The 23178-nt window shown below is 41.9% G+C and carries 20 protein-coding genes, 1 tRNA gene and 1 other RNA gene; 19 read left to right on the top strand and 3 right to left on the bottom strand.

Annotated elements, in window-relative coordinates:
- Positions 1 to 571 precede the first annotated feature (571 nt).
- Together HCZ91_RS08640 and HCZ91_RS08635 are read left to right on the top strand one after the other, a co-directional pair.
- The gene (locus HCZ91_RS08640) at positions 572 to 1855 is read left to right on the top strand and encodes an ammonium transporter (protein WP_179799085.1); all 1284 of its coding nucleotides are present in this window, start codon (positions 572 to 574) and stop codon (positions 1853 to 1855) included.
- A 10-nt stretch (positions 1856 to 1865) separates the two neighbouring features.
- Positions 1866 to 2516: a hypothetical protein gene (locus HCZ91_RS08635; RefSeq protein WP_179799055.1), complete on the top strand. Its 651-nt coding sequence runs from the start codon at positions 1866 to 1868 to the stop codon at positions 2514 to 2516.
- Between the two features lie 168 nt (positions 2517 to 2684).
- Here HCZ91_RS08635 and HCZ91_RS08630 read toward each other — a convergent pair whose 3' ends face one another.
- Both HCZ91_RS08630 and HCZ91_RS08625 read right to left on the bottom strand, forming a co-directional pair.
- Positions 2685 to 3434 carry a hypothetical protein gene (locus HCZ91_RS08630; RefSeq protein WP_257020018.1) on the bottom strand — a complete coding sequence of 250 codons (750 nt, stop codon included), beginning with the start codon at positions 3432 to 3434 and terminating at the stop codon, positions 2685 to 2687.
- A gap of 164 nt (positions 3435 to 3598) precedes the next feature.
- Positions 3599 to 4066, bottom strand: a complete 468-nt coding sequence (locus HCZ91_RS08625; RefSeq protein ID WP_101204277.1) for an Lrp/AsnC family transcriptional regulator — start codon at positions 4064 to 4066, stop codon at positions 3599 to 3601.
- A gap of 238 nt (positions 4067 to 4304) precedes the next feature.
- On the opposite strand from HCZ91_RS08625, the gene rarD reads away from it, so the two are divergent.
- A complete protein-coding gene (gene rarD / locus HCZ91_RS08620; RefSeq protein WP_257020017.1) occupies positions 4305 to 5327 on the top strand; it encodes an EamA family transporter RarD in 1023 nt (340 codons plus the stop codon).
- 114 nt (positions 5328 to 5441) lie between these two features.
- Here the strand turns inward: rarD and smpB are convergent, their stop codons facing one another.
- Positions 5442 to 5918 carry an SsrA-binding protein SmpB gene (gene smpB, locus HCZ91_RS08615; RefSeq protein WP_057758370.1) on the bottom strand — a complete coding sequence of 159 codons (477 nt, stop codon included), beginning with the start codon at positions 5916 to 5918 and terminating at the stop codon, positions 5442 to 5444.
- Between the two features lie 251 nt (positions 5919 to 6169).
- Between smpB and coaD the strand changes: the two genes are divergently transcribed.
- The 16 genes from coaD (at position 6170) to rnc (ending at position 23001) form a co-directional block, all read left to right on the top strand.
- Positions 6170 to 6688, top strand: coding sequence for a pantetheine-phosphate adenylyltransferase (gene coaD, locus HCZ91_RS08610; RefSeq protein WP_102078894.1), 519 nt, complete (start codon positions 6170 to 6172; stop codon positions 6686 to 6688).
- A 95-nt stretch (positions 6689 to 6783) separates the two neighbouring features.
- Positions 6784 to 7032: a YfhL family 4Fe-4S dicluster ferredoxin gene (locus HCZ91_RS08605; protein WP_021814308.1), complete on the top strand. Its 249-nt coding sequence runs from the start codon at positions 6784 to 6786 to the stop codon at positions 7030 to 7032.
- A 55-nt stretch (positions 7033 to 7087) separates the two neighbouring features.
- The gene (gene bioA / locus HCZ91_RS08600; RefSeq protein WP_179799054.1) at positions 7088 to 8413 is read left to right on the top strand and encodes an adenosylmethionine--8-amino-7-oxononanoate transaminase; all 1326 of its coding nucleotides are present in this window, start codon (positions 7088 to 7090) and stop codon (positions 8411 to 8413) included.
- On the top strand, positions 8410 to 9126 hold the full coding sequence (gene bioD, locus HCZ91_RS08595) for a dethiobiotin synthase (RefSeq protein ID WP_179799053.1): 717 nt from the start codon (positions 8410 to 8412) through the stop codon (positions 9124 to 9126). Before bioA ends, bioD begins: the two co-directional genes overlap by 4 nt.
- Before the next feature lie 74 nt (positions 9127 to 9200).
- An RNA gene (rnpB, locus tag HCZ91_RS08590) (RNase P RNA component class A) lies at positions 9201 to 9567 on the top strand.
- A 121-nt stretch (positions 9568 to 9688) separates the two neighbouring features.
- Positions 9689 to 9765: transfer RNA gene (locus HCZ91_RS08585), tRNA-Met, on the top strand.
- A gap of 245 nt (positions 9766 to 10010) precedes the next feature.
- Positions 10011 to 10823 carry an ABC transporter permease gene (locus tag HCZ91_RS08580; RefSeq protein ID WP_179799052.1) on the top strand — a complete coding sequence of 271 codons (813 nt, stop codon included), beginning with the start codon at positions 10011 to 10013 and terminating at the stop codon, positions 10821 to 10823.
- Positions 10824 to 10913: 90 nt separating this feature from the next.
- Entirely contained in the window at positions 10914 to 11552 is a 639-nt protein-coding gene (locus HCZ91_RS08575) for an ABC transporter ATP-binding protein (protein ID WP_257020016.1), read from the top strand.
- Positions 11530 to 12636, top strand: coding sequence for a capsule biosynthesis protein (locus HCZ91_RS08570; RefSeq protein ID WP_257020015.1), 1107 nt, complete (start codon positions 11530 to 11532; stop codon positions 12634 to 12636). The genes HCZ91_RS08575 and HCZ91_RS08570 overlap by 23 nt, the downstream gene beginning before the upstream one ends.
- Positions 12637 to 12691: 55 nt before the next feature.
- Complete coding sequence (locus tag HCZ91_RS08565; protein ID WP_179799049.1) at positions 12692 to 14464, top strand: polysaccharide biosynthesis/export family protein; 1773 nt, start codon at positions 12692 to 12694, stop codon at positions 14462 to 14464.
- A 75-nt stretch (positions 14465 to 14539) separates the two neighbouring features.
- Complete coding sequence (locus HCZ91_RS08560) at positions 14540 to 17023, top strand: capsular polysaccharide biosynthesis protein (RefSeq protein ID WP_257020014.1); 2484 nt, start codon at positions 14540 to 14542, stop codon at positions 17021 to 17023.
- A gap of 145 nt (positions 17024 to 17168) precedes the next feature.
- Positions 17169 to 18410, top strand: coding sequence for a capsular biosynthesis protein (locus HCZ91_RS08555; protein ID WP_179799048.1), 1242 nt, complete (start codon positions 17169 to 17171; stop codon positions 18408 to 18410).
- A 362-nt stretch (positions 18411 to 18772) separates the two neighbouring features.
- Entirely contained in the window at positions 18773 to 20572 is a 1800-nt protein-coding gene (gene lepA / locus HCZ91_RS08550) for a translation elongation factor 4 (protein WP_101204270.1), read from the top strand.
- Between the two features lie 102 nt (positions 20573 to 20674).
- Entirely contained in the window at positions 20675 to 21577 is a 903-nt protein-coding gene (gene lepB / locus HCZ91_RS08545; RefSeq protein WP_102091519.1) for a signal peptidase I, read from the top strand.
- A gap of 131 nt (positions 21578 to 21708) precedes the next feature.
- The gene (locus HCZ91_RS08540; protein ID WP_218870109.1) at positions 21709 to 22101 is read left to right on the top strand and encodes a DUF4845 domain-containing protein; all 393 of its coding nucleotides are present in this window, start codon (positions 21709 to 21711) and stop codon (positions 22099 to 22101) included.
- Between the two features lie 102 nt (positions 22102 to 22203).
- On the top strand, positions 22204 to 23001 hold the full coding sequence (gene rnc / locus HCZ91_RS08535) for a ribonuclease III (RefSeq protein WP_057758394.1): 798 nt from the start codon (positions 22204 to 22206) through the stop codon (positions 22999 to 23001).
- Positions 23002 to 23178 lie beyond the last annotated feature (177 nt).

Genomic DNA, 23178 nt, shown 5'->3' with positions numbered 1-23178 from the left:
GAATTTAAAAGCGCTCATTTTAACATGAATCGCCTTCACTATGCGACCTATTCTATGAGTGGCGATTGCCGATAAGTTATTGATAGCGTGAGATAAACTGCTCATGCAAAGTAAGCTGCCAGCACCACGAGATAATAGTAAAAATAGCTTAGCTATAACTGTCACGCTGTTATTTTCATCACTAATTCTATAAAGGTCATTATCAGCTTCATAAAACTTATTGTTAACGAGCATTCTCTGTCCTAGTTCAATTTATGCTCATATCGTTGCAAGCATAATTATCAAAATACTGTTTTTTCTGAAACTGGTCATTTGTTCTCTTGCATTTTTAACTTGCTTTAATTGCTAATAATAGATTTTGGTACAGGTTTTGCTCCAACCCTGTTAGGGCTTATTTGTGTGCATCAATGAGTAAAAATAGTGCATCGATAACATTTGAATAGCTGGATAAGTGTTTGGAGATAAAATGAGAGCATCATCTGTAGGACTAGACACGATAAAGACATTGTTAAAACGATCACAGTCATCGCTAAGTAATAGGCTGGTACTAAGTACAGTATTGTTTGCAGCAATGGGTAGCGCCCAAGCCGCTGAGACTGACACATTGACCGTGGCACAGCTGCTCGAATATCAAAATGTCGCTTGGATTATCTGGGGCGGGGTATTGGTGTTCTTTATGCAGGCAGGTTTTGCTCTACTTGAGAGCGGATCAGTACGAGCGAAAAACGCGGTAAACGTGATGATGAAAAATTACACTGACATGTGTATCGGCGGTCTGGCGTTCTACTTGGTGGGTTTTGGGCTGATGATGGGTACTAATAATTCAGGATTCGTCGGCACGGATCATTTTATGCCAGTCGCGTTGTCCAATATGGACTGGGCTTTGATGTTCTTTCAGATGATGTTTGCAGCGACAGCGGTGACGATTGCAAGTGGTGCAATGGCAGAGCGCGTTTCATTTATCGGCTATGCGGTAGCGGCATGTTTGATTTGTCTATTTATTTATCCTGTGTTTGCCAGCTGGGTATGGGGTGGTTATTTTGGTGGCACGGGTTGGCTAGCTGAACTTGGCTTTATTGATTTTGCTGGGTCTACTGTCGTGCATTCTATCGGTGGTTGGTTGGCGTTGGCAGGTATCTTAGTCATTGGCCCAAGGCTAGGCCGCTTCGCACCTGATGGCACGCCAAGGCTAATTGCAGGGCATAACATGACGTTGCTAGCGCTTGGCGGATTTATCTTATGGTTTGGTTGGTTCGGCTTCAATGCTGGATCGACATTGTCTATCACTGGCAATATTGGTCTAATCGCAATCAATACTTTTGTCGCAGCAGTCAGTGCGGTGGTGAGCTACATGCTGATCTCCCGATCGCTTAACAAAGCCATTTTGCTGAGCGATAGTGTTAATGCCAGTTTGATTGGTCTGGTATCGATTACTGCAGGTTGTGCGACCACAACGCCTGTCTTTGCCATCATCATCGGTGCGGTTGCTTCCGTGGTGTATATCCTATCGTCGCAAGCGTTATTAAAATTCAAAGTAGACGATGTGGTCTCGGCAGTGGCAGTACATGGCTTTGGCGGGGCGTGGGGTACGCTCGCAGCAGGATTATTCTATACAGGAGATTTATTTAACTTATCGCGGCTAGGCGTACAAGCGTTGGGCGTCGGCGTGGCGTTAGGCTGGGGACTGGGATTGGGGCTGGTAATGTATAAGCTTATCGATCTAAGCTTTGGGTTAAAAGCAAGCCGCTTACATGAGCAGCGCGGTCTTGACTATACCGAGCATGCAGAGCTTGGTTACCCTGAATTTCAGAAGCAAATGTTTGATTCCAAGAGTTTAACCGAGCGGCATTTATAGGAGAGAGCTGATGAATATTGATACTCAATCCGTAGACCAAGCTGTGACTGCGATGGCAGAAGTGCTTGCCGATTATCTACATCCTGAAGAGGTGCGACTGCTTAAATCGCAGTGGCAGCGATACTCGACTGTCTCTGTAAAAATGATGCAACAGTGCGTCTTGGATGCGACAAGGCGCTATCCTGAGCTGCAAGTTTATAAGTCTGATATTAGGAAAGGCTTTTGGGCTACGTTGCAAACGGACAGTCAGCAAACAGTCGAGTCTGATAGTCACAATGGTTATAATAGTCACAATAGCCATAATAAAGCAATCAAAGTGCCAGTTCCTGTCTCTGAGTTGGTTTTGGCGTTTTATACTGTCATAGAAGCGCTGCGCAGTCAGCTATCAGAAACAGAAAGTCGCAATCTATTTCTGACCATGCACCAAACTGTTTCGCAAGAGCGCACCTTCAAAGGGCATAGCCTTAACATTAGTCAATTTTTAGAAGGCAATCGCCCGTCTGTACCTGATAATGAGCACCTGTTAAATAATTTGATGCAGTTGGCTTATGTATGCTTATGCGATGTTACAGGACCTGTCGAAGCAGATGAGATGATGTTTCGAGCGGCAGAGAAGGCAAAACAAAATTACCCGAAAACACTGGTCGAAAAGTTATTCTAAAATATTAAGCAGGCACGTTACGATTTAGTATGGAATACCTTTCGATAACGTACCTTATATAAAGGGGCTTTTATAACGTAGCTTTCAAGATGTAGCTTTCAAGATGTAGCTTTCATGACGTAGCCTGAAACTTGATACTAGACGATGAGCGGTATAATAGTTAACTATCTAATCTAATAGCTGAAACGGGAAAGTAACCACGTCAAAGGCGAGGGCAAAGGGTAGCAGTACCAGTTTTTGTGCGCCATTTGGACCGCTACGAGTGACGACATCTTGCTGAGTTTGTGTATAAAAACTCACCGTATATGGTTTGGTCAATGCGCGATAGTTTGACTGAATTAACCCCAAGTTACTAACTTGCGGATAGATAGCGCCTTTGACAGGAACGCTAAAACAAAAGCGCTGAGCATTGATACGTTGATCGCTCGCTGAGGTACACTCTTTACCGTTGTTTTGCAAAAAGAACTGATAGTCTGAGCGCCCAAACTCATCTTTTAATTTAGCATAAGACAGTTTCATCTCACCTTGGAAGTACCCATCGTTATTGGGTACATGAAAGCTCATGTCGTTATCCACTTGAATGTTTTTTTGCGTGAGGTTACTCAGTAAGTTCACCATTTCTATCCCACCTTGGGTGAGAACGTAGCTGTTCTTTTCTCCTACGATAACCATTGACGCGTTTGGTATTTTTGGTAACGCTTGCGCAGGACGACCAAAAGCAACAATTTGATCTTCAGACAGAATTTGCTTCGTCGTGTTTGTGGTGACGTGTCCGCTATTGTCTAATAGCGAGCTGGTCGCACAGCCTGAGCTGGCTAGTACCGTAGCAAACAAAGCGCCTGCTATTACCTTTTTTGAATTTGACGGTTTTAGTAACGCTTTCATGTTGTTGTTATCAGCGTTTGTATGGTCAATCATGATTAGGCTTCCTTGTCTAACAAATGGGCTTACGAAATTAACTATCGAGTTTTTATTTCTTCTCGGATGTCTGGTGAATATCGTACAGTGTTTATATGTAACTTAGCTACTTATCATCCATTGTCATATGATAGGTAAGTGTAGCTGAGACTGTTAAATTATAATTAATCTAGCGTGATTTTGGTTCCACTCTTGGTAAAGTTCATCACAAACTGGCTTTTGAAATTGCGCACATTATTTTCGTAAGTCAGTAAGCTGCGCGTGAACTGATGATAGTCGCTCATATTTTTTGCATTGACCATCAACATAAAATCAAAATCACCTGATACTTCATAGCAGCTCATGATTCGCGATTGCGCATCCATCAAGCGCTCAAACCGATGTTGCATTGAAGTGTTAGAGCGCTCCATTTCTATCATCACTACGGCTGTCAGGCCATAGCCCACTTTGTCAGGATTGACGATGGCGACTTGTTTGGTAATCACGTCACTATCTATCAGCGCCTGTATGCGCCGCTGCGCCGTCGCAATGGATACATGTACTCGCTCTGCGACAGTTTTGAGCGGTAATGTCGCATCATCTTGCAGCAAGTTCAAAATAGCTTTATCAATATTATCTAAAGTATGGCTCATATCAGGATATCCTTAATAGCGAAGTTTTTGTATTTTATAAATATTATCACTAAAATTGCTAACGTAAGAAAATAGCTATTTATATGATATTACCTTGATAATATTATTCATAAATACGTCTATATAGAGATAATATATCAAAGCACCCTAGTAAAATAGACTGTACCAATCAGAGCTGCTTTAAAAAAAGAGCTAGCAATTGGTTTTTTATCATCTATTAATAGCTACGGTGCTTATCATGTCTATCTCAATGCTCTCCAATGTATTCGCTAATACGCTAGCAACAACTGTTGCACGTTTGCCACTACCTGCGATTTGGACGACAGGTAGTGCACAACAACGCACTCTGATATTAGGGGTGTCTTTTGCCATATTGTCCAATGTGCTATTTGGCGTCCTCTATGCCTATAGCAGTTTTTTAGCGCCATTATCAGGGACGCAAGTTTTTATCTGGCGCATGCTCGCGATGTGGGCAGCGTTGGTCGGATACTTAATGGTCAGTGGACGTCTGGGATTGCACATTGATAAATTAAAAGTGCTCAAAGGCGCTAAGCAATGGGCTTGGCTGCTACTACCTACACCGATATTTCTCAGTCAATTTTGGTTATTTATGTGGGCGCCAGTGAATGGGCAAGGTGTGCAAACCGCGATGGGATACTTCTTATTCCCGTTAATGATGGTAGTGTTTGGTTGTGTCCTCTTTGGCGAAAAACTAAGCCGCCTGCAATGGTTGGCAGTAGCCTTTGCCGCGTTAGGTGTGGGTAGTGAAGTTATCCGTACCCAAAGTGTCTCTTGGGCAACGCTATGGGTATGCGGTACGTATCCCGTTTACTACATTTTACGCCGACTGCAGGGAATCGGTGCCGTGACCGGATTATTGGTTGATTTAACGATATTTGCGCCCTTTGCGCTGGCTTATTTGTTCTTCTTTGCTCCAAGCAGTTTGGCATTGGTTAGTGGCTCTGGTTTCTTTATCATGATGCTAGTAGGTTTGGGTGTGCTCAGTGTCTTGGCGATGAAGACCAATATTGATGCCAGTCAAATGCTACCAGTTAATGTCTATGGCATGATGAGCTATCTAGAGCCAGCGTTGCTATTTATTTTGGCAGTGACCGTACTAGGCAACCCATTTGAGTCAGCGATGATCTATAGCTATGGTCTGATTTGGCTAGGTATTGCATGTCTGATTGCTCATGGTGTTAAGCAATTGCGTCAGGCTAGTAGAAAGACAGCAGCATCTCTAGAAGAGCAAATGGCATAGAAAGCCACTGGCTAGATATTATAAAGGTTACTATTTTATTAAACGTCACAAACAACAAAAAAGGACGGCTCAGTAAATATTGAGCCGTCCTTTTTTATATAGATTAAATAGTGCTTAATCTAAATGCTGTTTGAAACCGCGCTGCTTATCACGTTCCCAGTCACGATCTTTTAGTGTTTTACGCTTATCATGTTGCTTTTTACCCAAGGCTAGGCCAATTTGGCATTTCACCAGTGAGTTTTTCCAGTAACAAGACAACGGTACACAAGCGTAGCCTTTCTGGTTGATTGCCCCAGATAGTTTTTCGATCTCACGACGGTTCAGCAGCAGTTTACGGGTACGAATACTGTCTGGACTAACGTGCGTTGAGCTCGATAGCAATGGCTGAATGTGCGCCCCAAACAAGAAGGCTTCGTTATTACGGAATATGACGTACGCTTCAGTAATCGTCATTTTTCCTGCACGAATGGCTTTGACTTCCCAACCTTGTAATGCCAGTCCTGCCTCAAAGGTTTCTTCGATAAAATACTCATGACGCGCCTTTTTATTGGCGCAAATCTGATTATCTGGCTTTTTTGATTTTTTTGACATAATTTCTCCATAAGGATGACCTAAGACATAGGCTCCTTATTTAATCAGTCCCACTAATTCCTCATCCTAATCCAATAACTGGTCTTGTTTTTTATTTCGATTATGAGATGGATGAGTCGAACTGCCTATTGTATCAAAGCCTCTAGTGAAAAGGTAAATCAGCTGTTAGGACAAATGTAGCAGATAAGTATTAAGTTTGAGCAAAATTTGCTAGCATATGGCCTAATATCACCGATTATATTAGCCATGCTATGAGCCACTCTATTTCTCCTAATTCCTCAAAGCTACACACCAAAATTCTATACCCTGGTACCTTTGATCCGATTACCAACGGTCATGTAGATTTGGTCACACGCGCCGTCAAGCTATTTGATGAGGTCGTTATCGCGGTTGCCTCAGGCCATCATAAAAAACCCTTGTTTAATTTTGAAGAACGCGTTGCTTTGGTCGAAACCGTATTTGCTGATTTACCGCAAGTATCTGTCATTGGTTTTGAAGGGCTGCTTGTTGATTTTATGCGTGAAAAAAACGCCACGGCAGTTTTGCGTGGCTTGCGTGCAATGTCAGATTTTGAGTACGAGTTTCAGCTAGCCAATATGAATCGCGAGCTTGATGAAAACTTTGAGGCAGTGTTTTTGACCCCATCTCAAAATTACTCATTTATCTCATCTACCATGATTCGCGAAATTGCCAAGCTTGGCGGTGACGTCAATAAATTCGTTCCACCTTGTGTTTTGCAAGCATTTGATAAAAAGCTAAATATCAAATAAAAGATGTTGCATCAAAGATATGCTGCTAGCACTTGCTAAAACAGTAAGGAGCAGCCATATATGACTGATATAAGCAAAAATATAAGGAACAGTTCATGGCACTATTAATCACTGATGAGTGCATCAACTGTGATGTGTGCGAGCCTGCTTGCCCCAATGAAGCCATCTCAGAAGGGGATGATATCTATGTCATCGACCCTGATCTATGTACAGAATGTGTCGGACATTTTGACGAGCCACAATGCGTTGTGATTTGCCCAGTTGACTGTATTCCTCACGATCCCAATCATGTCGAAACTGAAAGCGACCTGCTATCTAAATACAAACGTATTACGGGTCAATAGAGTACTTATAAGCGATTGATGACGTCTGGGTTTACAACGTTTTAGGGACAACACGATGACCACGCAAACAACAACCACGCAATCTATCCAAGTCACAAACGACTTTGATCAGCAACATCTTTGGCACCCATATGCCAGCCTGCCACCTACTTACTCTAATATCGTAATCGATCGAGCTGAAGGTATTTATCTCATTACCGAAGATGGCACGCGCCTGATCGATGGTATGTCGTCATGGTGGGCGAGCGTTCATGGTTATAACCATCCAAAACTGAATGAAGCATTGACTAAGCAATTGGGTAAAATGGCGCATGTCATGTTTGGTGGATTGACTCATCAGCCAGCGATAGATTTGGGCAAAAAACTGCTCGACATTGTCCCTACTGGACTTGACGCGATTTTTTATGCGGACAGTGGCAGTATTGCGGTAGAAGTGGCGCTAAAAATGGGGTTGCAATATCAAGTAGCTGCCAAGCGTCCAACCAAGCAACAATTTGCATCAACCCATTCAGGGTATTACGGAGACACGTGGCATGCCATGAGTGTCTGTGACCCTGTTAATGGTATGCACAGCCTATATGGCAAGCAGTTACCGATGCAGCATTTCGTCCCTGCGCCGCCCATTGGCTTTGATCGCGCATTGACAGTAGATGAACGTGAGACGCTGGCTCAGTTTTTTGTAGAGTATGGTGAGCAGCTGGCGGGTTTTATCATTGAGCCAATTATTCAGGGTGCAGGCGGGATGCGTTTTTATAGTCCTGAATATCTGCAATTGCTGCGTCAACTGTGCGATGAGCATGATGTACTATTGATTGCAGATGAAATCGCCACTGGGTTTGGCCGTAGTGGTAAATTGTTTGCGTGTGAACATGCTGGCATCAGACCTGATATCATGACTATTGGCAAGGCGCTAACGGGTGGCTATATGACTTTTGCCGCAACGTTATGTACCCGCAAAATTGCCGATACCATTCATAATAGTGACTATCCAGCCCTTATGCATGGCCCAACCTTTATGGGCAATCCACTGGCTTGTGCAGTTGCGTGTGCATCGATTGATTTGATTATGTCTTATGATATTGAAGCGCGTACCGCAAACATGCAGACTATTATGGAACAGCAGTTAGCGCCTGCTGCGTTATTAGACGGTGTTGTCGAGGTACGTTGTTTGGGTGCAGTCGCCGTCATTGAGTTGCATGAAGCAGTCGATATGCCTACATTTCAGTCTTTATTGATTGATAATGGTATCTGGGTCAGACCATTTGGTAAGCTGGTATATATCATGCCACCCTACGTGATTACTGATGATGAGCTGACTACCTTATGCCAATCACTGCTAAAAGTAGTGCGTACGTATTTAGAAAACCGAGGTCAACCATGAGTGTTTTATTTGTTTCTGGTATCGATACCGATATTGGTAAAACCTATGCTACTGGACTGCTTGCCAAAGCGCTTATGCAACAAGGTGTGAGTGTCATTACTCAAAAGCTAGTACAAACGGGCGTATCGATAAATCCAGATAATGGTGAGATGAATATTGCTGATGATATTATTACGCATCGTCAATTAATGGACATACCTCTGCAGCCATGTGACCTCGATTTTACGACTTGTGCTCATCGTTATAAGAAGCCTGCGTCTCCTCATTTGGCTACTAAATTATCAGGAGAAACACTTGATCCTGATATGATTACTAACGCCACCAAGCGTTTGCAATCTGAGTATGAGCTGGTACTACTAGAAGGTGCAGGTGGTTTACTTGTGCCGATTACAGAGAATCTACTGATATTAGATTATATTGCCGAGCAAGGCTATCCAGTTATTTTGGTCACCTCTGGTCGATTGGGCAGCATCAATCACACTTTACTGAGTTTAGAAGCTATAAAGTCGCGCGGATTAATAGTACATAGCGTAATTTATAATCATATTCATGATGATGCTGAGCAAACGGATACTGAGATCGCAAATAGCACTATTGAATTTCTACGAAAATATTTGGACAATCATTATCCCGCAGCGCATTGGCTACAGATACCATATCTAAAAGATAATGTGGTCGGTAATATTGAAACACTGCCAGAAAATTTTGTTTAGCTTATTTATATTGTCCACAAAAATAAATCCAAAAGACATGCGCAGGCAGTCATAAGTTTGCTATACTAGCGCGCTTGGTAGACTAGGCGATCGCCGCTGCACACTGGCAACAGATGAGCAGGGGAGGAAAGTCCGGGCTACATAGGGCAGCGTGCCAGCTAACGGCTGGGCAGGGTAACTTGACGACCAGTGCAGCAGAGAGTAGACCGCCTTTAGTATCTTAGGATATTATCGGTAAGGGTGAAAGGGTGCGGTAAGAGCGCACCGCGTGAATGGCAACATCTCACGGCATGGTAAACTCCACGCGTAGCAAGACCAAATAGGCATCGGCATGGCGCGGCCCGCGTTCGATGCGGGTAGGTTGCTTGAGCGTATTAGCGATGATACGCCTAGAGGAATGATCGTCCACGACAGAACCCGGCTTATCGGTTTACCAAACCTTTTTTATTGTTTGTTATAGTAATAGTTGCAATTAATCTGAATTAAATTCATTTTTTTGCAAAAAATGCTTATTAGGGGTTGACGGCAGTCAACAGCTTGGGCATAATGTGCAGCCTAAAACGGCGATGTAGCTCAGCTGGTTAGAGCGCATGACTCATAATCGTGAGGTCAAGAGTTCAAGTCTCTTCATCGCCACCATATATAGCAGTACGAAAAAAACCAATCTATCGAGATTGGTTTTTTTTTGCCTAAAATAAGTGGTTTTATAAACTAGAAGCAATTGATAGATAGCGTTTTAGGTGTGATTTACTTACAGATTTCTTACTAAATCATAGATTTCTTACTAAATCATAGATTTATCTGTCTAAGTACAGATTAATTCTTGTAACTTATGTCGCGCTTACTTATCATAGGGGCTGTTTTCGGTAAAGTCCTGTAACGCCATGTCTATACAATTACCTCCTTATCGTCCTGTTCAGCATCGTAGTGGCCTTAAAGTCATGGGTGCCGCATTTCATGCTTTACTAATGCGTGAGCTCCAAACGCGCTTCGGCGGCTATCGCTTGGGCTATTTATGGGCGCCGTTAGAGGTTATTTTTCAAATTCTAATATTCTTGGTGATTTTCGGTGCCTTTCGTGAGCGCCTAATACCAGGTATGAATTTCTCGTTATTTTTAGTAGCAGGCATGGTACCTTTTCGTATGTTCCAAAAGATGGCAACGAGAGCGCTAGGTGCTGTCGAAGGTAATCGTGGCTTGCTTATATATAGAGCAATTCGGCATATAGATGTTATTATTGCTCGCTCATTTCTTGAACTTATTATTTATTTTTTTACTTTTATCTTATTATTAGCTGGATTGTCTTTTTTCGGTATATTTCCAAGTCTAGGTAACTTACATATTGTTATTTTTTGCTGGATAACACTTTTTTTATTTGGATTTGGCACAGCGCTTATTATGATGGTTGTTGGACATTATGGTGGTGAGATATCTAAAGTAATAACAATATTTTTTACAATTCTATATTTTACTTCAGGTGTTATTTTCCCTTTACTTATTGTTCCAGAACCTTATTTTAGTTATTTGTTATATAATCCATTAGTGCACAATTTGGAGCTTATAAAACACTCTCTAGCCCCAAATTATCCCTCCTATCACATTGATATAGGTTATTTTTTAGAGTGGACAATTGGTATAAATTTTTTAGGGCTTCTGATGTATAAAGCAGTTGAAAAAGATCTGATACGTTCTAAGTAAGTAGATTGAAATTTAATCGATATTTTATTCATGTTATTGATAATTTATGGTAAATAAATGATTGAAGTTAAGAATGTTTCAAAGTCATTTATGACTACAAAAGGTCGGCATTATCTGTTTAAAGACTTGAATCTAACCATTGGTGATAAGCAAAGTGTTGGTTTGTTAGGTCGTAACGGTGCGGGCAAGTCAACCTTGCTACGTATTATATGTGGCCTTGATGAGCCAGACCACGGTGAAATTATTAGCGACTCAACCATCTCTTGGCCAGTAGGGGTGGCAGGTGGTTTTCAAGGGAGTTTGACCGGTCGTCAAAACGTACGTTTTGTTTGTCGTCTTTATTCAAGCGGTCCTTATATCGACGAAAAAATTCGTTTTGTCGAAGAGTTTGCAGATATCGGTAAGTATTTCGATATGCCTGTACGTAGTTACTCATCTGGTATGAGGTCAAGGCTTGTCTTTGGATTAAGTTTAGCTTTTGATTTTGATTACTATATGCTTGATGAAGTGGGTGCTGTTGGTGATGCAGCCTTCAAAAAAAGATCAAGAGAGATTTTGAAGGCTCGAAAAGAAACGTCTGGAGTACTAATGGTATCTCACAGTTTAAAAGATATAACTGCAAGCTGCGACATTGGTATTGTATTAATGGATCAGACAGCACATGTGTTTGATGATATAACAGAAGCGATTAAAGTTTATGAAAAGCATGTCCACAAAGCAAAAAAATAACATACTCAATTTTTCGCTTTTCATCGGCTTAGTGATTTTGCCTTGGGTGTTGGTGATATTCTATGTCATGACTATAGCCCACCCAAGATTTGTTTCTACTGCAGATGTAGTGGTTAAGCAGGTTAGCGAGTCTAGCGTACCATCTGGTGGCGGACTATCAGCTCTATTGGGCGTTAATAGTACCAGTAAAGAAGATGCGACCTATTTGACAGAGTATATTTTGTCGAATGATATGGTGAAGCGACTCGATAATAAGTTTAAATTTCGTGAAGCTTACCATGTTGATGGTTCAGACCCTATTTATGAAATCGATCCTGATGCGACTCAGGAAGATTTGCTCGAATACTTCAAGAAACGGGTTCACATTGATCTCGATGAGCAGAGCTATGTGCTTTCGGTATCAACAGAAGGCTTTGACTCAAAGTATGCTTTTGAGCTGAACAAAGCTATCTTGGGAGAGTCTGAACAGTTCGTAAACCGTATTTCGCAAGAAGTAGCTCGTGATCAATTGGCGTTTGCAGAAACTCAGTTAAATGAATCAGAAGAGCGCCTAAATGATGCCAAAGAGCAGCTATTAAACTATCAGAACGAAAACGAAATCTATGATCCACAGGCCAATGCACAGATCGTCAATCAGTTAATTGGTAGCTTACAAGCACAATTAAGCTCGTTGCGTACCGAAGAGCGCCAGTTACTCAGTTATCTAAATCCAGATGCGCCGCAAGTGGTTTCACTAAGAAGCCAGATAAAGGCCGTTGAAGAGCAAATCACTCAAGAACAAACCAAATTGACCTCGCCAAATACAACCAAGTTGAACCGTCAAGCGGTACAGTTTGAGACCATCAAGGCAGATGTGGATTTTGCTACCGAATTGTATAAATTGTCGTTGTCATCGCTTGAAAAATCAAGACTAGAAGCATTCAAGAAAATGAAAAACTTGATTGTGATCTCAACGCCCTACGAAGCTGAAGATGCAACTTATCCGCGCCAAGCGTATCTTATTTGGACATCGCTTGCGTTGCTCTTAATGCTATACGGATTTGTACGTTTGGTAATGGCAGTTGTCCGTGATCACCGTAGCTAATCTTGAAAAACCAGATATCAGTAATGATCGATAGATCAGGAAAGGAATATAACTCATGAATATGAAACCACGTTCTATCGTGATAGCGACAAGTTTGGCAATGGCGGCGACTAGTATGTCTGCAACAGCTGCAAGCAGTTATGCAGATCAAATATCAGGTTCAGGCTTTGGCACAAGCAGTAATAACATGAGTCAATCTCAGAACCAGAGCAATATTAACGTGTCTACCCAAGCATTTGCTGGGGCAGTACCAGGGCAAGCAACAACCCAAGAAGCGGTTAACGCAGCAAGCTTACCAAGTCAGTCAGTTATTAATACCACGCGTCCTTATCAAGATATTAAAACTCAAGATATGATGTTCGGTGAGCAATTGTTCCGTGGGGCATTTTCGACGACTTCAGGCTCTACCTTTAATGACAGTTATGTGATTAACCCTGGCGATAACGTCCAAGTAAGAATGTGGGGCGCTTACCAGTATGCTGCTACCATGACCGTCGATCCACAAGGTAATATTTTCTTACCGAACGTTGGACCAGTCCGCGTCTCTGGTGTGCAAAATGGCAGCTTACAAAACGTGGTCAAAAATGCTGTCAGTCGTATCTACCGCTCGAATGTAGGGGTTTATGCTTCATTAGAGCAGGCGCAACCCGTTAAAGTATTCGTCACAGGTTTTGTTAAGCAGCCAGGCTATTACGGTGGTCTAGCAGCAGACTCGGTATTGTCTTATTTAGATAGAGCAGGCGGCGTTGACCCAACACGCGGTAGTTATATCGACATTCAAATCAAGCGCAATGGTCAAATGCTACAGCAAGTCAATTTATATGACTTTTTGCTAGCAGGTAAATTACAGGCTTTTTCATTTCGTGATGGTGATGTCATCACCGTGGCACCACAGAAAAAGACATTTGTGGTAAGCGGTCAAGTTCAAAACGAATATACCTTCGAGTTCGATGTGAGTGATCTGACTATTGGTGACGTGTTGCAAGTGTCTAATCCGGCAGCCAATGCTACTAATGTCAGTATCACTCGTAGTGCAGGGCGCGCACAAACGGCAGAGTACTACTCATTAAGTGAAGCCCAAAACGTTCCTGTCTATAACGGCGATCAAATGGTAGTAACCTCAGATCGTTATGCAGGCACCATCGCTGTACAGGTAAAAGGTGCGCATACTGGTAATGGCGCGATGGTTGTGCCATATGGCGCGCGTCTAAAAGATATCGTGCCACAATTACAGCCAAGCCCATTGGCGAAATTGACGCATTTAACAATCTACCGCGAATCTGTTGCTGAACAACAAAAACGCATGATTAACGAGTCGCTCGATCGTCTAGAAGAGCTAACACTTGCTACCCAGTCAACGACTCGTGAAGAAGCTGCACTACGTCAAGATGATGCAGCATTGGTCAAACAGTTCGTCGCCAAAGCTCGTAATGTACAAACCGATGGTCAAATCGTTGTGGTACCAAACTCATGGCAAGATATTATTCTGCAACAAGGCGACATCATTGAGATACCAGCCCAAACATCAGTCATTACAGTCAATGGTCAAGTACGAGCACAAGGGGCACTTACCTTTAATCCTGACTATACCGTTGGGGATTATGTGGCTAATTCTGGTGGTTTCTCTGATAACGCTGATACAAAGGATATCTTAATTATTCATCAAAATGGAGCGAGCCAAGTGGTCAATACTGCGTATCGTATCCAGCAGGGTGACGAGATTATGGTATTACCGAAAGTCAAAACTAAGCGTGTGGAGATTGCGCGCGGTCTATCACAGATTGTTTATCAGTTAGCAATTGCTGCCAAGGTAGTTTTAGATCTATAACGGTTAGCCAGTCATGACTTAACGATGACTGTTGAACGAATTTAACCAAAACCAATGAGTAAAGGTATCAAAGATATGGCAAAAGAAGCAGCGAATGAAATCAAGGTATCTACTATGTCCACCTCTGATCATGCGCTACTTTCGCCATCGTCACAGTACCAATCACCAAAGCAACTGGCAGTAGTTGGTAAAGGTATGTGCCGCAATAACTTGCTACTCTCGCAAGTATTGCAAGCTGATATCCAACGCTGGTATCCATGGTCAGGCTTGCAACAAAGCCTGATAAATCGCAAGAAAAAACCACAACTTGAGGCATTTATTGGATGGGGGCACAAGAAAAGCTTTCAACGAGCTGATAAAGCTGCCACTCGTCAGGACCTGAATACATTAAGTATTGAAGATGGATTTTTGCGTTCATTGGATTCAGGTATTAGTAGTCGCTATGGTTTAAGCGTGGTTGTCGATGATGTTGGCATCTACTTTGATGTGACGCACCACTCACGCCTCGAGCAGTTGATTGTTGAGCGTACCAAGAGTACTAGCAATGATCGCGCGGCAGGCGAGGCACGTGCTCATCATCTGATGGCACATATATGCGAAGAAAAACTGAGTAAATATAATTCCATAATCGATTGTCCGTCGTTGGATAAATTGATTAATGAAGAAAATATTAACGAAAAAGAAAACGCTGCACAATCACATATCCTGTTGATTGACCAAGTAGCGGGTGATGCCTCTGTTAAAGGCGCTGGTGCGAATAAACGTCAATTTAAGAAGATGCTAAAATCTGCATGTCGCAACCATCCTAACGCCCATATTTGGATAAAGGCTCATCCTGCATCAAAATCAGGCTACTTATCCAACTTAAAGCTGCCTAAAAACGTTAGGTTATTGACTGAGTCTCTCAATCCTATTGAGCTGCTTAAACAAGTAAGTGAGGTCTATACTGTCAGCTCACATATGGGCTTTGAAGCATTAATGCTAGGTAAAAAGGTGCATTGCTTCGGGGTCAGCTGGTACAGCGGTTGGGGGCTGACCGATGATACTAACGCACCTAAAAACCTACTTAGATCAGTTCAGAAACGTCGTTTAGCATCAGCTGCGATACTTCTCAACAATAAAAGTTTTTCGAACTTAGCAATGTTTCCTGCGACGTCACATAAGACGCTTGAAACGTCATTAGAAACATTATTTTATAGTGCTTATATTGATTACAGTCGTTATGTAGATCCAGCAACGAAACAAGCTTGTGATATCGATGCAGCCATCGAATGGCTAGTGACCAATCGGCGATGGCAAGCGCGCTTTGAAGGCGATTTAACAGTATATGAATTTAGTCGTTGGAAGTTGCCATTTGTCAAAGCCTTTACAGACCTACCGCGTACGACATTATTCGTTAAACCAAAACCGCGTCTAAAAAACCTTCTACATCCAGACCATTTCCGTGTCAATTTCAGCGAACCTTTATTGGTATGGGGTTTGGCTAAACGCCAGCAAGTACAGAAGAAGCTACAGAGTAAACTTGCTGAACAAAGCTTAGATATGCCAGCTATTTATTGTATGGAAGATGGGTTTATCCGATCAAATGGTTTAGGTGCTACTTTACTGGCGCCACTGTCTGTTGTCATAGATAAACAAGGTATTTATTACGATGCGACCCAACCTTCAGACTTAGAAACATTGCTGCAAAATTGTCAGCCATTAAGTTCTGAACAGCGTCTTCGCGTAAAAAAACTGCAAGATAAACTGCTGAATCAGCGGGTAAGTAAATACAATGTTGGGGCGGGTATAGATGTTTCTAGCATTCAAAATAATTCGTGGATGCAGGATGCCAAAATATCTGGGAGACGACGCGTTCTTATTATCGGTCAGGTAGAGGACGATTTGTCAGTACAGTACTGCGGCTCTACAATAAAGACAAACAGTGGTCTGATCGAACGTGTACGACAAGATAACCCAGACGCTTATTTGATTTATAAGCCGCATCCTGATGTCGAAGCAGGATTGAGAGCAGGTAAGGTATCAGAAGCTCATCTACAACAAGTTCAAGCGGTTGCCTACGATACTGCCATGCCTGATTGTTTAGAATGGGTGGATGAGGTTCATACGATCAGCTCACTGACTGGTTTTGAAGCGTTGCTGCGTGGATTGGACGTCACCTGCTATGGTTTACCATTTTATGCAGGTTGGGGGTTGACCATAGATATTGACGAGCAGTCGTTACCAAAAGCTACCTATCTAAAAAGACGTCAACGAGATATACCTTTGACTTTTGAGCAGCTAATATATGGCGCGCTTACATGTTATCCGTTGTATCGTCTGCCTGATGGCTATGGATTAGCACAAGTAGAACAGGTGATCGATTATTTATACCCTCTCAAAGACTCGCATCTGCTTGCGAATAGTGAAGAATCGCAATCTGAAATGGCTAGTACTTCAAATAGTTCAGCTAAGACTGTGAACTCGTCTTTACCTACAAAGTTTAAACGTCACGCGACCACACGTTTTATGCAGCAACGTCATCGATGGCAACAAAAATTGCGTAAAATGTCTCGTTGATTTACCAGAGTAGCACCGTATAATTGCATTGCGACAAATAGGTGCTTTTTCGGTATAATCATTTTTACGCTATGTGTTTTCGCACGGTTGCATGACCTTTCTCATTTTTATCTCTTATTTTCTCATTTAATGGTAGCCCAGTACTATGGCAGCTTCGATGTCTCACTTGCTTACTCATCGACATGTCTTGCTACTACAAGGGAAAATGGGTGGGTTTTTTAATCGCTTTTCGTCATTCTTGCAAATTCAAGACATTAAAGTAAGCAAAATCAATTTTAATGCAGGCGATGCCTTTTTTTACCATCACGACAATACCTACGAATATACCAATACATTAGCGCAATTTTCTTCTTGGTTGCAGGCGTTCATTAAAGAAAATGCCATTGATGCGATTGTATGTTTTGGCGATTGTCGACCGCATCATACTCAAGCAGCGTGTATCAGTGAAAAATTGGGTATTTCATTTTTTGTTTTTGAAGAAGGGTATCTACGTCCTGATTATATTACCTTGCAAGAACATGGGATTAACGGTTATTCACGCCTAAACACTGCTGAGATTAAAGCGCTTAAGAAAGCCAATGATCAGCCTTTATACACACATAATCGATTTTATCGCCTCAGTATCGCAGCCATCGTCTATTACATTATTGCTTGGCTTTATAAAAGCCGTTATCCACATTATTCGCATTATCGTGGTATGACCGCCTGGCAAGAGGCCATCGCTTGGTTAAAAGCACCGTGGCGGAAGCTTCGAGGGTATTTACCAGACAAACAATTGCAAAATAGACTGACCAAGCAAGAAAGTAACAATTACTTTTTGATTAGTTTGCAAGTGCATAATGACTCACAGATTACCCATCATAGTGATTATCGTGATGTGGTACAGTTCATTGATGAGTCTATCGCAAGCTTTGCAAAATTTGCTAAGCAAAAACAGTTACTCGTGTTTAAGCATCATCCATTGGATCGTGGTCATAGAGACTATCGGGAGCTGGTAGCTAGCCTAGCTGAGCGCTATCAAGTATCTCACCGTGTTTTCTATGGTTGTGATATGCACCTGCCAACTTTGATGAAGTGTAGTATTGGCATGGTGACTATTAACAGTACGACAGGCTTGCAGTCGGTTTATCATAAGAAACCTACTAAGGTTATGGGTCGTGCAATTTACGATATTCCTAAGCTAACAGATCAAAAGCCGCTTGATGATTTTTGGCAGCAGCCTAAGGGCCCAGATAATGAATTTTATTTGAGATTTCGTGAGTACTTGATAGAGCAAACTCAAATAAATGGTGCTTTTTATGGCAGATCGCCATGGATGTATAAGTATCTGTACCAAAATGGCAGTGAAACTACAGACGTAGATATGTCTAAAACCAATTTACCCTAGTCATTTATTCGCTTTTGTTTCTAAGAAGTCATAGTAATTATAATAGTATCTATATAAAGAAACGAAGTTCAACAAGTGTAACGATTGTTGCGTTATCCTTTTTTAGCTTGTCATTTCATCTGTAAGTCACATCTCTTCTAACAAAATCGCCTTACTTTGCAGTGGAAAACTGCTAGAATACTCTTTTATGTCTACGCATAAGAGTTAATGTGCTTGACTATGGATTTTAGACGGTAGTATTAGCCCGATCGGCTTGTTATAACGGTTAACCTTCAAAGAGTACAAGCACGTTATCAATTGCATCTGACAGTATTTATTTTTTAGTTTTATTACTCTATCACCCTTAATTTAGTAGGCGCTTTGTGACTGCATTAGCCAATATTCGTAACTTTTCAATCATTGCCCACATTGATCATGGTAAGTCGACGCTTGCCGATCGTTTTATTCAAATGTGCGGTGCCTTGCAAGATCGCGAGATGCAGGCGCAGGTACTCGACTCAATGGATATTGAGCGTGAGCGCGGTATCACTATCAAAGCACAGTCAGTAACACTGTTTTATGATCATCCAAATGGTGAGCGCTATCAGCTTAACTTTATTGATACCCCGGGTCACGTCGATTTTTCCTATGAAGTGTCGCGCTCATTAGCGGCTTGCGAAGGCGCGCTATTGGTTGTTGATGCCGCTCAAGGCGTAGAAGCGCAGTCAGTGGCCAATTGCTATACAGCCGTTGATCAAGGCTTAGAAGTCATGGCGGTGTTAAATAAGATTGATTTGCCGCAAGTCGAGCCTGAGCGCGTCATTCAAGAAATTGAAGATATTATCGGTATCGATGCAGTTGATGCACCGCGAGTATCAGCCAAATCTGGTCTGGGTGTTGATAAGCTGCTAGAAGCGCTAGTAGAGTTTATTCCGGCACCAACTGGTGATCGTGAAGCACCATTGCAAGCACTAATTATTGACTCTTGGTTCGATAATTATTTGGGTGTGGTCTCATTGGTACGGGTGCGTGAAGGTACTATACGTAAAGGTGACAAGTTGTATATCAAATCGACTCAAGAGGCACATCTGGTTGGCTCGATTGGTGTCTTTACCCCTAAGCCTGTAGATACGGGTGTTTTAGAAGCAGGGGAAGTCGGCTTTGTTATTGCGGGTATTAAGGATATTGCCGGAGCGCCGGTAGGCGATACTATCACTCATGCTAAAACCCCTGATGTGGATCGTATCCCAGGTTTTAAACAAGTCACGCCACAAGTCTATTCTGGTATGTTCCCAGTAGATTCGAGTGATTTTGAAAAATTCCGTGAAGCTTTGCAAAAACTGCAAATCAACGATGCTTCGCTGTTTTTTGAGCCAGATACGTCGGATGCGCTTGGCTTTGGTTTCCGCTGTGGCTTCTTGGGTATGCTGCACATGGAGATTATCCAAGAGCGTCTAGAGCGTGAATATGATCTAGATTTGATTACTACAGCGCCCTCAGTTATTTACGAAATTGAGAAAAAGAACGGTGATGTAATCTATGTAGATAACCCATCACATCTACCTGAGCCAAACAACATTGAAGAGTTCCGTGAACCAATTGCCCGCTGTCAGATTTTAGTACCGCAAGAGTTCTTAGGCAATGTGATGACGCTATGTATTGAGCGTCGCGGCGTTCAGGTTGATATGCGTTTTATGGGTCGACAAGTGCAGCTTATATTCGATATTCCAATGGGCGAAGTTGTCATGGATTTCTTTGATCGCTTAAAGTCGGTCTCACGTGGTTTTGCATCGTTAGACTATAACTTTGAGCGCTATCAAGCCGATAAGTTGGTGAGAGTTGATGTACTAATCAATGGCGATAAAGTCGATGCCTTAGCGATGATCGTGCACGAAACCCAATCACGTTATCGTGGTAATGCTCTAGTTACTAAGATGAAAGAGCTGATTCCGCGCCAAATGTTTGATGTCGCCATTCAAGCAGCTATCGGTAGCCAAATCATTGGTCGTAGTACGGTAAAAGCCATGCGTAAAGACGTATTAGCAAAATGCTATGGTGGCGATGTATCACGTAAGAAAAAGCTACTGTCTAAGCAAAAAGCTGGTAAAAAACGTATGAAGCAAGTAGGTAACGTGGAAATTCCACAAGAAGCCTTCTTAGCTGTGTTGCAAGTTGATAGCTAATCGCTAAACGTAACCTAAGATAGTCATTGTAGATAACAGTCAAATGTAGTGGATCTTATCGTAAAGGTGTTAGATAAACCGCTCGTTAATAGGCAATTTGGTATGGATTTTGATTTTAATTTAATTTTAGTGCCGTTAACTATAGTCCTAGGAATTGTTTGGCTGTTAGATAAGCTAGCGCTCAAACAGCGCAAAACTCGTGGTCGAGGTCAAGAAGGCTTACTGGTTCGCTGGGCTTATGACTTTTTTCCTGTGTTAGCAGTGGTATTGATAGTACGCTCATTTTTAATTGAGCCATTTAATATCCCATCATCGTCTATGGTACCGACGCTATATACGGGTGACTTTATTGCTGTCAATAAGTATGCATATGGCGTGCGCTTGCCGTTAACTTATAATAAGGTACTAGATACTGGTGAACCTGAGCATGGCGATGTAGCAGTGTTCCGCTATCCTGAAAACCCGAGCATTTATTATATTAAACGCGTTATCGGTTTGCCTGGTGACACCGTAAGCTATAGTCAAGGCACGTTATCTATCAATGATGTACCTGTTGAGACTAAGTCTGTAGATTTCGCGGCAAATGCTGAATTGACTTCACAGCTATACTTACCAGGTCAGGTTGGTCCAGGTCAAGTACTGACTGAGGAGAGTGCTTCTGCAATGGGTCAGCAAGAAGAAGATGCGGCACAATATTTTGAAGAAGTACAAGGTGACAACAAGCATCTCGTGCGCTATTTAGATGGCATGAACAGTTCACAGTACGCGCCATTTTTACAACAACAATCACCAGAGGTGGTAGAGTCAGAAGGCACTGAGTGGCGCATTGACGTGCCAGAAAATCAGTATTTTGTGATGGGTGATAACCGCGATCGCAGTGCAGACGGTAGATTTTGGGGCTTCGTTCCGGATGAAAACCTAGCAGGTAAGGCAGTTTATATTTGGATGCATAAACCTCCTGGTCTTAATCTACCAACCTTTGAGCGTAATGGTACTATCAATTAAGATTATGAGATTGTCTAGAGGTTGACTGGTTGATAATGGTTTTATGCTAATATCGTTGCTAAATAATTAATAGCTATTTATTATTTATACACTTATTCAAAATAGTCGTTTATCTTTAGAAGGATATCATAATGCAGCAATTATCTGGTTTGGCTATACAGCGCGGTGCCAGTGTGACAAATGTTGTTCTCATTATTATACTTCTAGGTATTGCGACTAAGTTGATAGTAGCTATCGTACCGGCTCAGATTGGTGATTATCAATTGACCAAGGTATTAAGTGCACAGCTAAAAGAAGCCAATAATAATAACGAGACAGCCAAACAATTTGTTGAACGTGTCAACAAACAGTTATCAATTAACGCAGATTACGATACTAAAGCGGAAGATGTATTTACCTTTACGGATAAAAAAACAGGTCAATTGGCTATCTATAAAGAATATGCAGTGACTAATAACTTTTTTAGCAATGTCGACATCGTAAACCGTTTCGAAGGTAACATCGAGATGGCAACAGCAGAGTAAGCTATCATAGTACGACATAGCGCTTTCATTATTTTATAAAATATATCAAATAATATTATTAAACTAAATCTGTCAAGCAGAAGGGATAACCATAAACCACGCATGAAACCAACTTCGCACCATTCCCAAGCGGTTCCTACTTCCCAAAAAAATAGTACGTCTGTTGACACGCTTGTTGTTAGCTCAGAATTTATTCAGCGGTTAGCAGTATTAACGCGTAAGTTAGGCTACGAGTTTAATGACTTGAGCCTACCTAAACTTGCGTTAACGCATCGCTCATTTGATAGTAAAAAGAACTATGAGCGCCTAGAGTTTTTAGGTGATGCACTGTTAGGGATGATTGTGGGTGAAGCTTTATATCATCGTTATCCTAGTCAAAATGAAGGGCGCTTAACGCGTATGCGTGCGACATTGGTGCGCCAAGAGTCATTGGTAATTATCGCCCAAAACCTAGAGCTGTCTAACCATCTTATATTAGGAGTAGGTGAGCGCAAAGGTGGCGGTCGCAATCGTGCTTCCATACTGGCGGATGCGGTAGAATCTCTGATCGGTGCTATCTATTTAGACAGCCAAGATATGGATATTACTCGTAAATGTGTTCTCTCTTGGTATGGTGATTTGATTGATAATGTTAATGACCAAAAAGCATTGAAGGACGCCAAGAGTCGGCTTCAAGAGTGGCTACAATCTAAGCAGTTTGACTTGCCCAACTACGAGCTCATGGAAACGCGTGGTAATGCACCGCATCAAATTTTCGTTGTACGTTGTCACGTCAATATCAATAATTGCCCTGATATTACTGAATCTGGTGAGAGCCGCCGTATTGCTGAACAGAAAGCAGCAGAGCTTATGATTAACCAATTACATAAATTGCCAGGATCTGCCAAAAAACGTGTATAGCCGATGTCTATTAATGCATTTTTAGATGCAGAGTATTAGCTTAGATTGGTTTATAGCCTGAAAAACATACATTAAAACTACCTCACATATTATTTATTTTAAAACTTTAAATGTCTCTAGCCCGTTTTTAATGGTGACTAAATAAATTTAGCATCAAAGACTGTTCGGCTAGTCACA

Source organism: Psychrobacter sp. BI730 (assembly GCF_013414195.1).
GTDB lineage: Bacteria > Pseudomonadota > Gammaproteobacteria > Pseudomonadales > Moraxellaceae > Psychrobacter.
The sequence above is the reverse complement of the archived record's forward strand: the minus strand, read 5'-3'. Positions and strand labels throughout refer to the sequence as shown.

What these genes read in the sequence shown, in the direction of transcription:
- HCZ91_RS08635 (WP_179799055.1), top strand. Translation starts at nt 1,866, where the DNA reads ATGAATATTGATACTCAATCCGTAGACCAAGCTGTGACTGCGATGGCA.
- rarD (WP_257020017.1), top strand. Translation starts at nt 4,305, where the DNA reads ATGTCTATCTCAATGCTCTCCAATGTATTCGCTAATACGCTAGCAACA.
- HCZ91_RS08640 (WP_179799085.1), top strand. Translation starts at nt 572, where the DNA reads ATGGGTAGCGCCCAAGCCGCTGAGACTGACACATTGACCGTGGCACAG.
- HCZ91_RS08570 (WP_257020015.1), top strand. Translation starts at nt 11,530, where the DNA reads ATGTCCACAAAGCAAAAAAATAACATACTCAATTTTTCGCTTTTCATC.
- lepB (WP_102091519.1), top strand. Translation starts at nt 20,675, where the DNA reads ATGGATTTTGATTTTAATTTAATTTTAGTGCCGTTAACTATAGTCCTA.
- HCZ91_RS08555 (WP_179799048.1), top strand. Translation starts at nt 17,169, where the DNA reads ATGGCAGCTTCGATGTCTCACTTGCTTACTCATCGACATGTCTTGCTA.
- bioA (WP_179799054.1), top strand. Translation starts at nt 7,088, where the DNA reads ATGACCACGCAAACAACAACCACGCAATCTATCCAAGTCACAAACGAC.
- HCZ91_RS08625 (WP_101204277.1), bottom strand. Translation starts at nt 4,066, where the DNA reads ATGAGCCATACTTTAGATAATATTGATAAAGCTATTTTGAACTTGCTG.
- rnc (WP_057758394.1), top strand. Translation starts at nt 22,204, where the DNA reads ATGAAACCAACTTCGCACCATTCCCAAGCGGTTCCTACTTCCCAAAAA.
- HCZ91_RS08540 (WP_218870109.1), top strand. Translation starts at nt 21,709, where the DNA reads ATGCAGCAATTATCTGGTTTGGCTATACAGCGCGGTGCCAGTGTGACA.
- coaD (WP_102078894.1), top strand. Translation starts at nt 6,170, where the DNA reads ATGAGCCACTCTATTTCTCCTAATTCCTCAAAGCTACACACCAAAATT.
- HCZ91_RS08560 (WP_257020014.1), top strand. Translation starts at nt 14,540, where the DNA reads ATGGCAAAAGAAGCAGCGAATGAAATCAAGGTATCTACTATGTCCACC.
- HCZ91_RS08630 (WP_257020018.1), bottom strand. Translation starts at nt 3,434, where the DNA reads ATGATTGACCATACAAACGCTGATAACAACAACATGAAAGCGTTACTA.
- HCZ91_RS08605 (WP_021814308.1), top strand. Translation starts at nt 6,784, where the DNA reads ATGGCACTATTAATCACTGATGAGTGCATCAACTGTGATGTGTGCGAG.
- HCZ91_RS08580 (WP_179799052.1), top strand. Translation starts at nt 10,011, where the DNA reads ATGTCTATACAATTACCTCCTTATCGTCCTGTTCAGCATCGTAGTGGC.
- smpB (WP_057758370.1), bottom strand. Translation starts at nt 5,918, where the DNA reads ATGTCAAAAAAATCAAAAAAGCCAGATAATCAGATTTGCGCCAATAAA.
- bioD (WP_179799053.1), top strand. Translation starts at nt 8,410, where the DNA reads ATGAGTGTTTTATTTGTTTCTGGTATCGATACCGATATTGGTAAAACC.
- HCZ91_RS08575 (WP_257020016.1), top strand. Translation starts at nt 10,914, where the DNA reads ATGACTACAAAAGGTCGGCATTATCTGTTTAAAGACTTGAATCTAACC.
- HCZ91_RS08565 (WP_179799049.1), top strand. Translation starts at nt 12,692, where the DNA reads ATGAATATGAAACCACGTTCTATCGTGATAGCGACAAGTTTGGCAATG.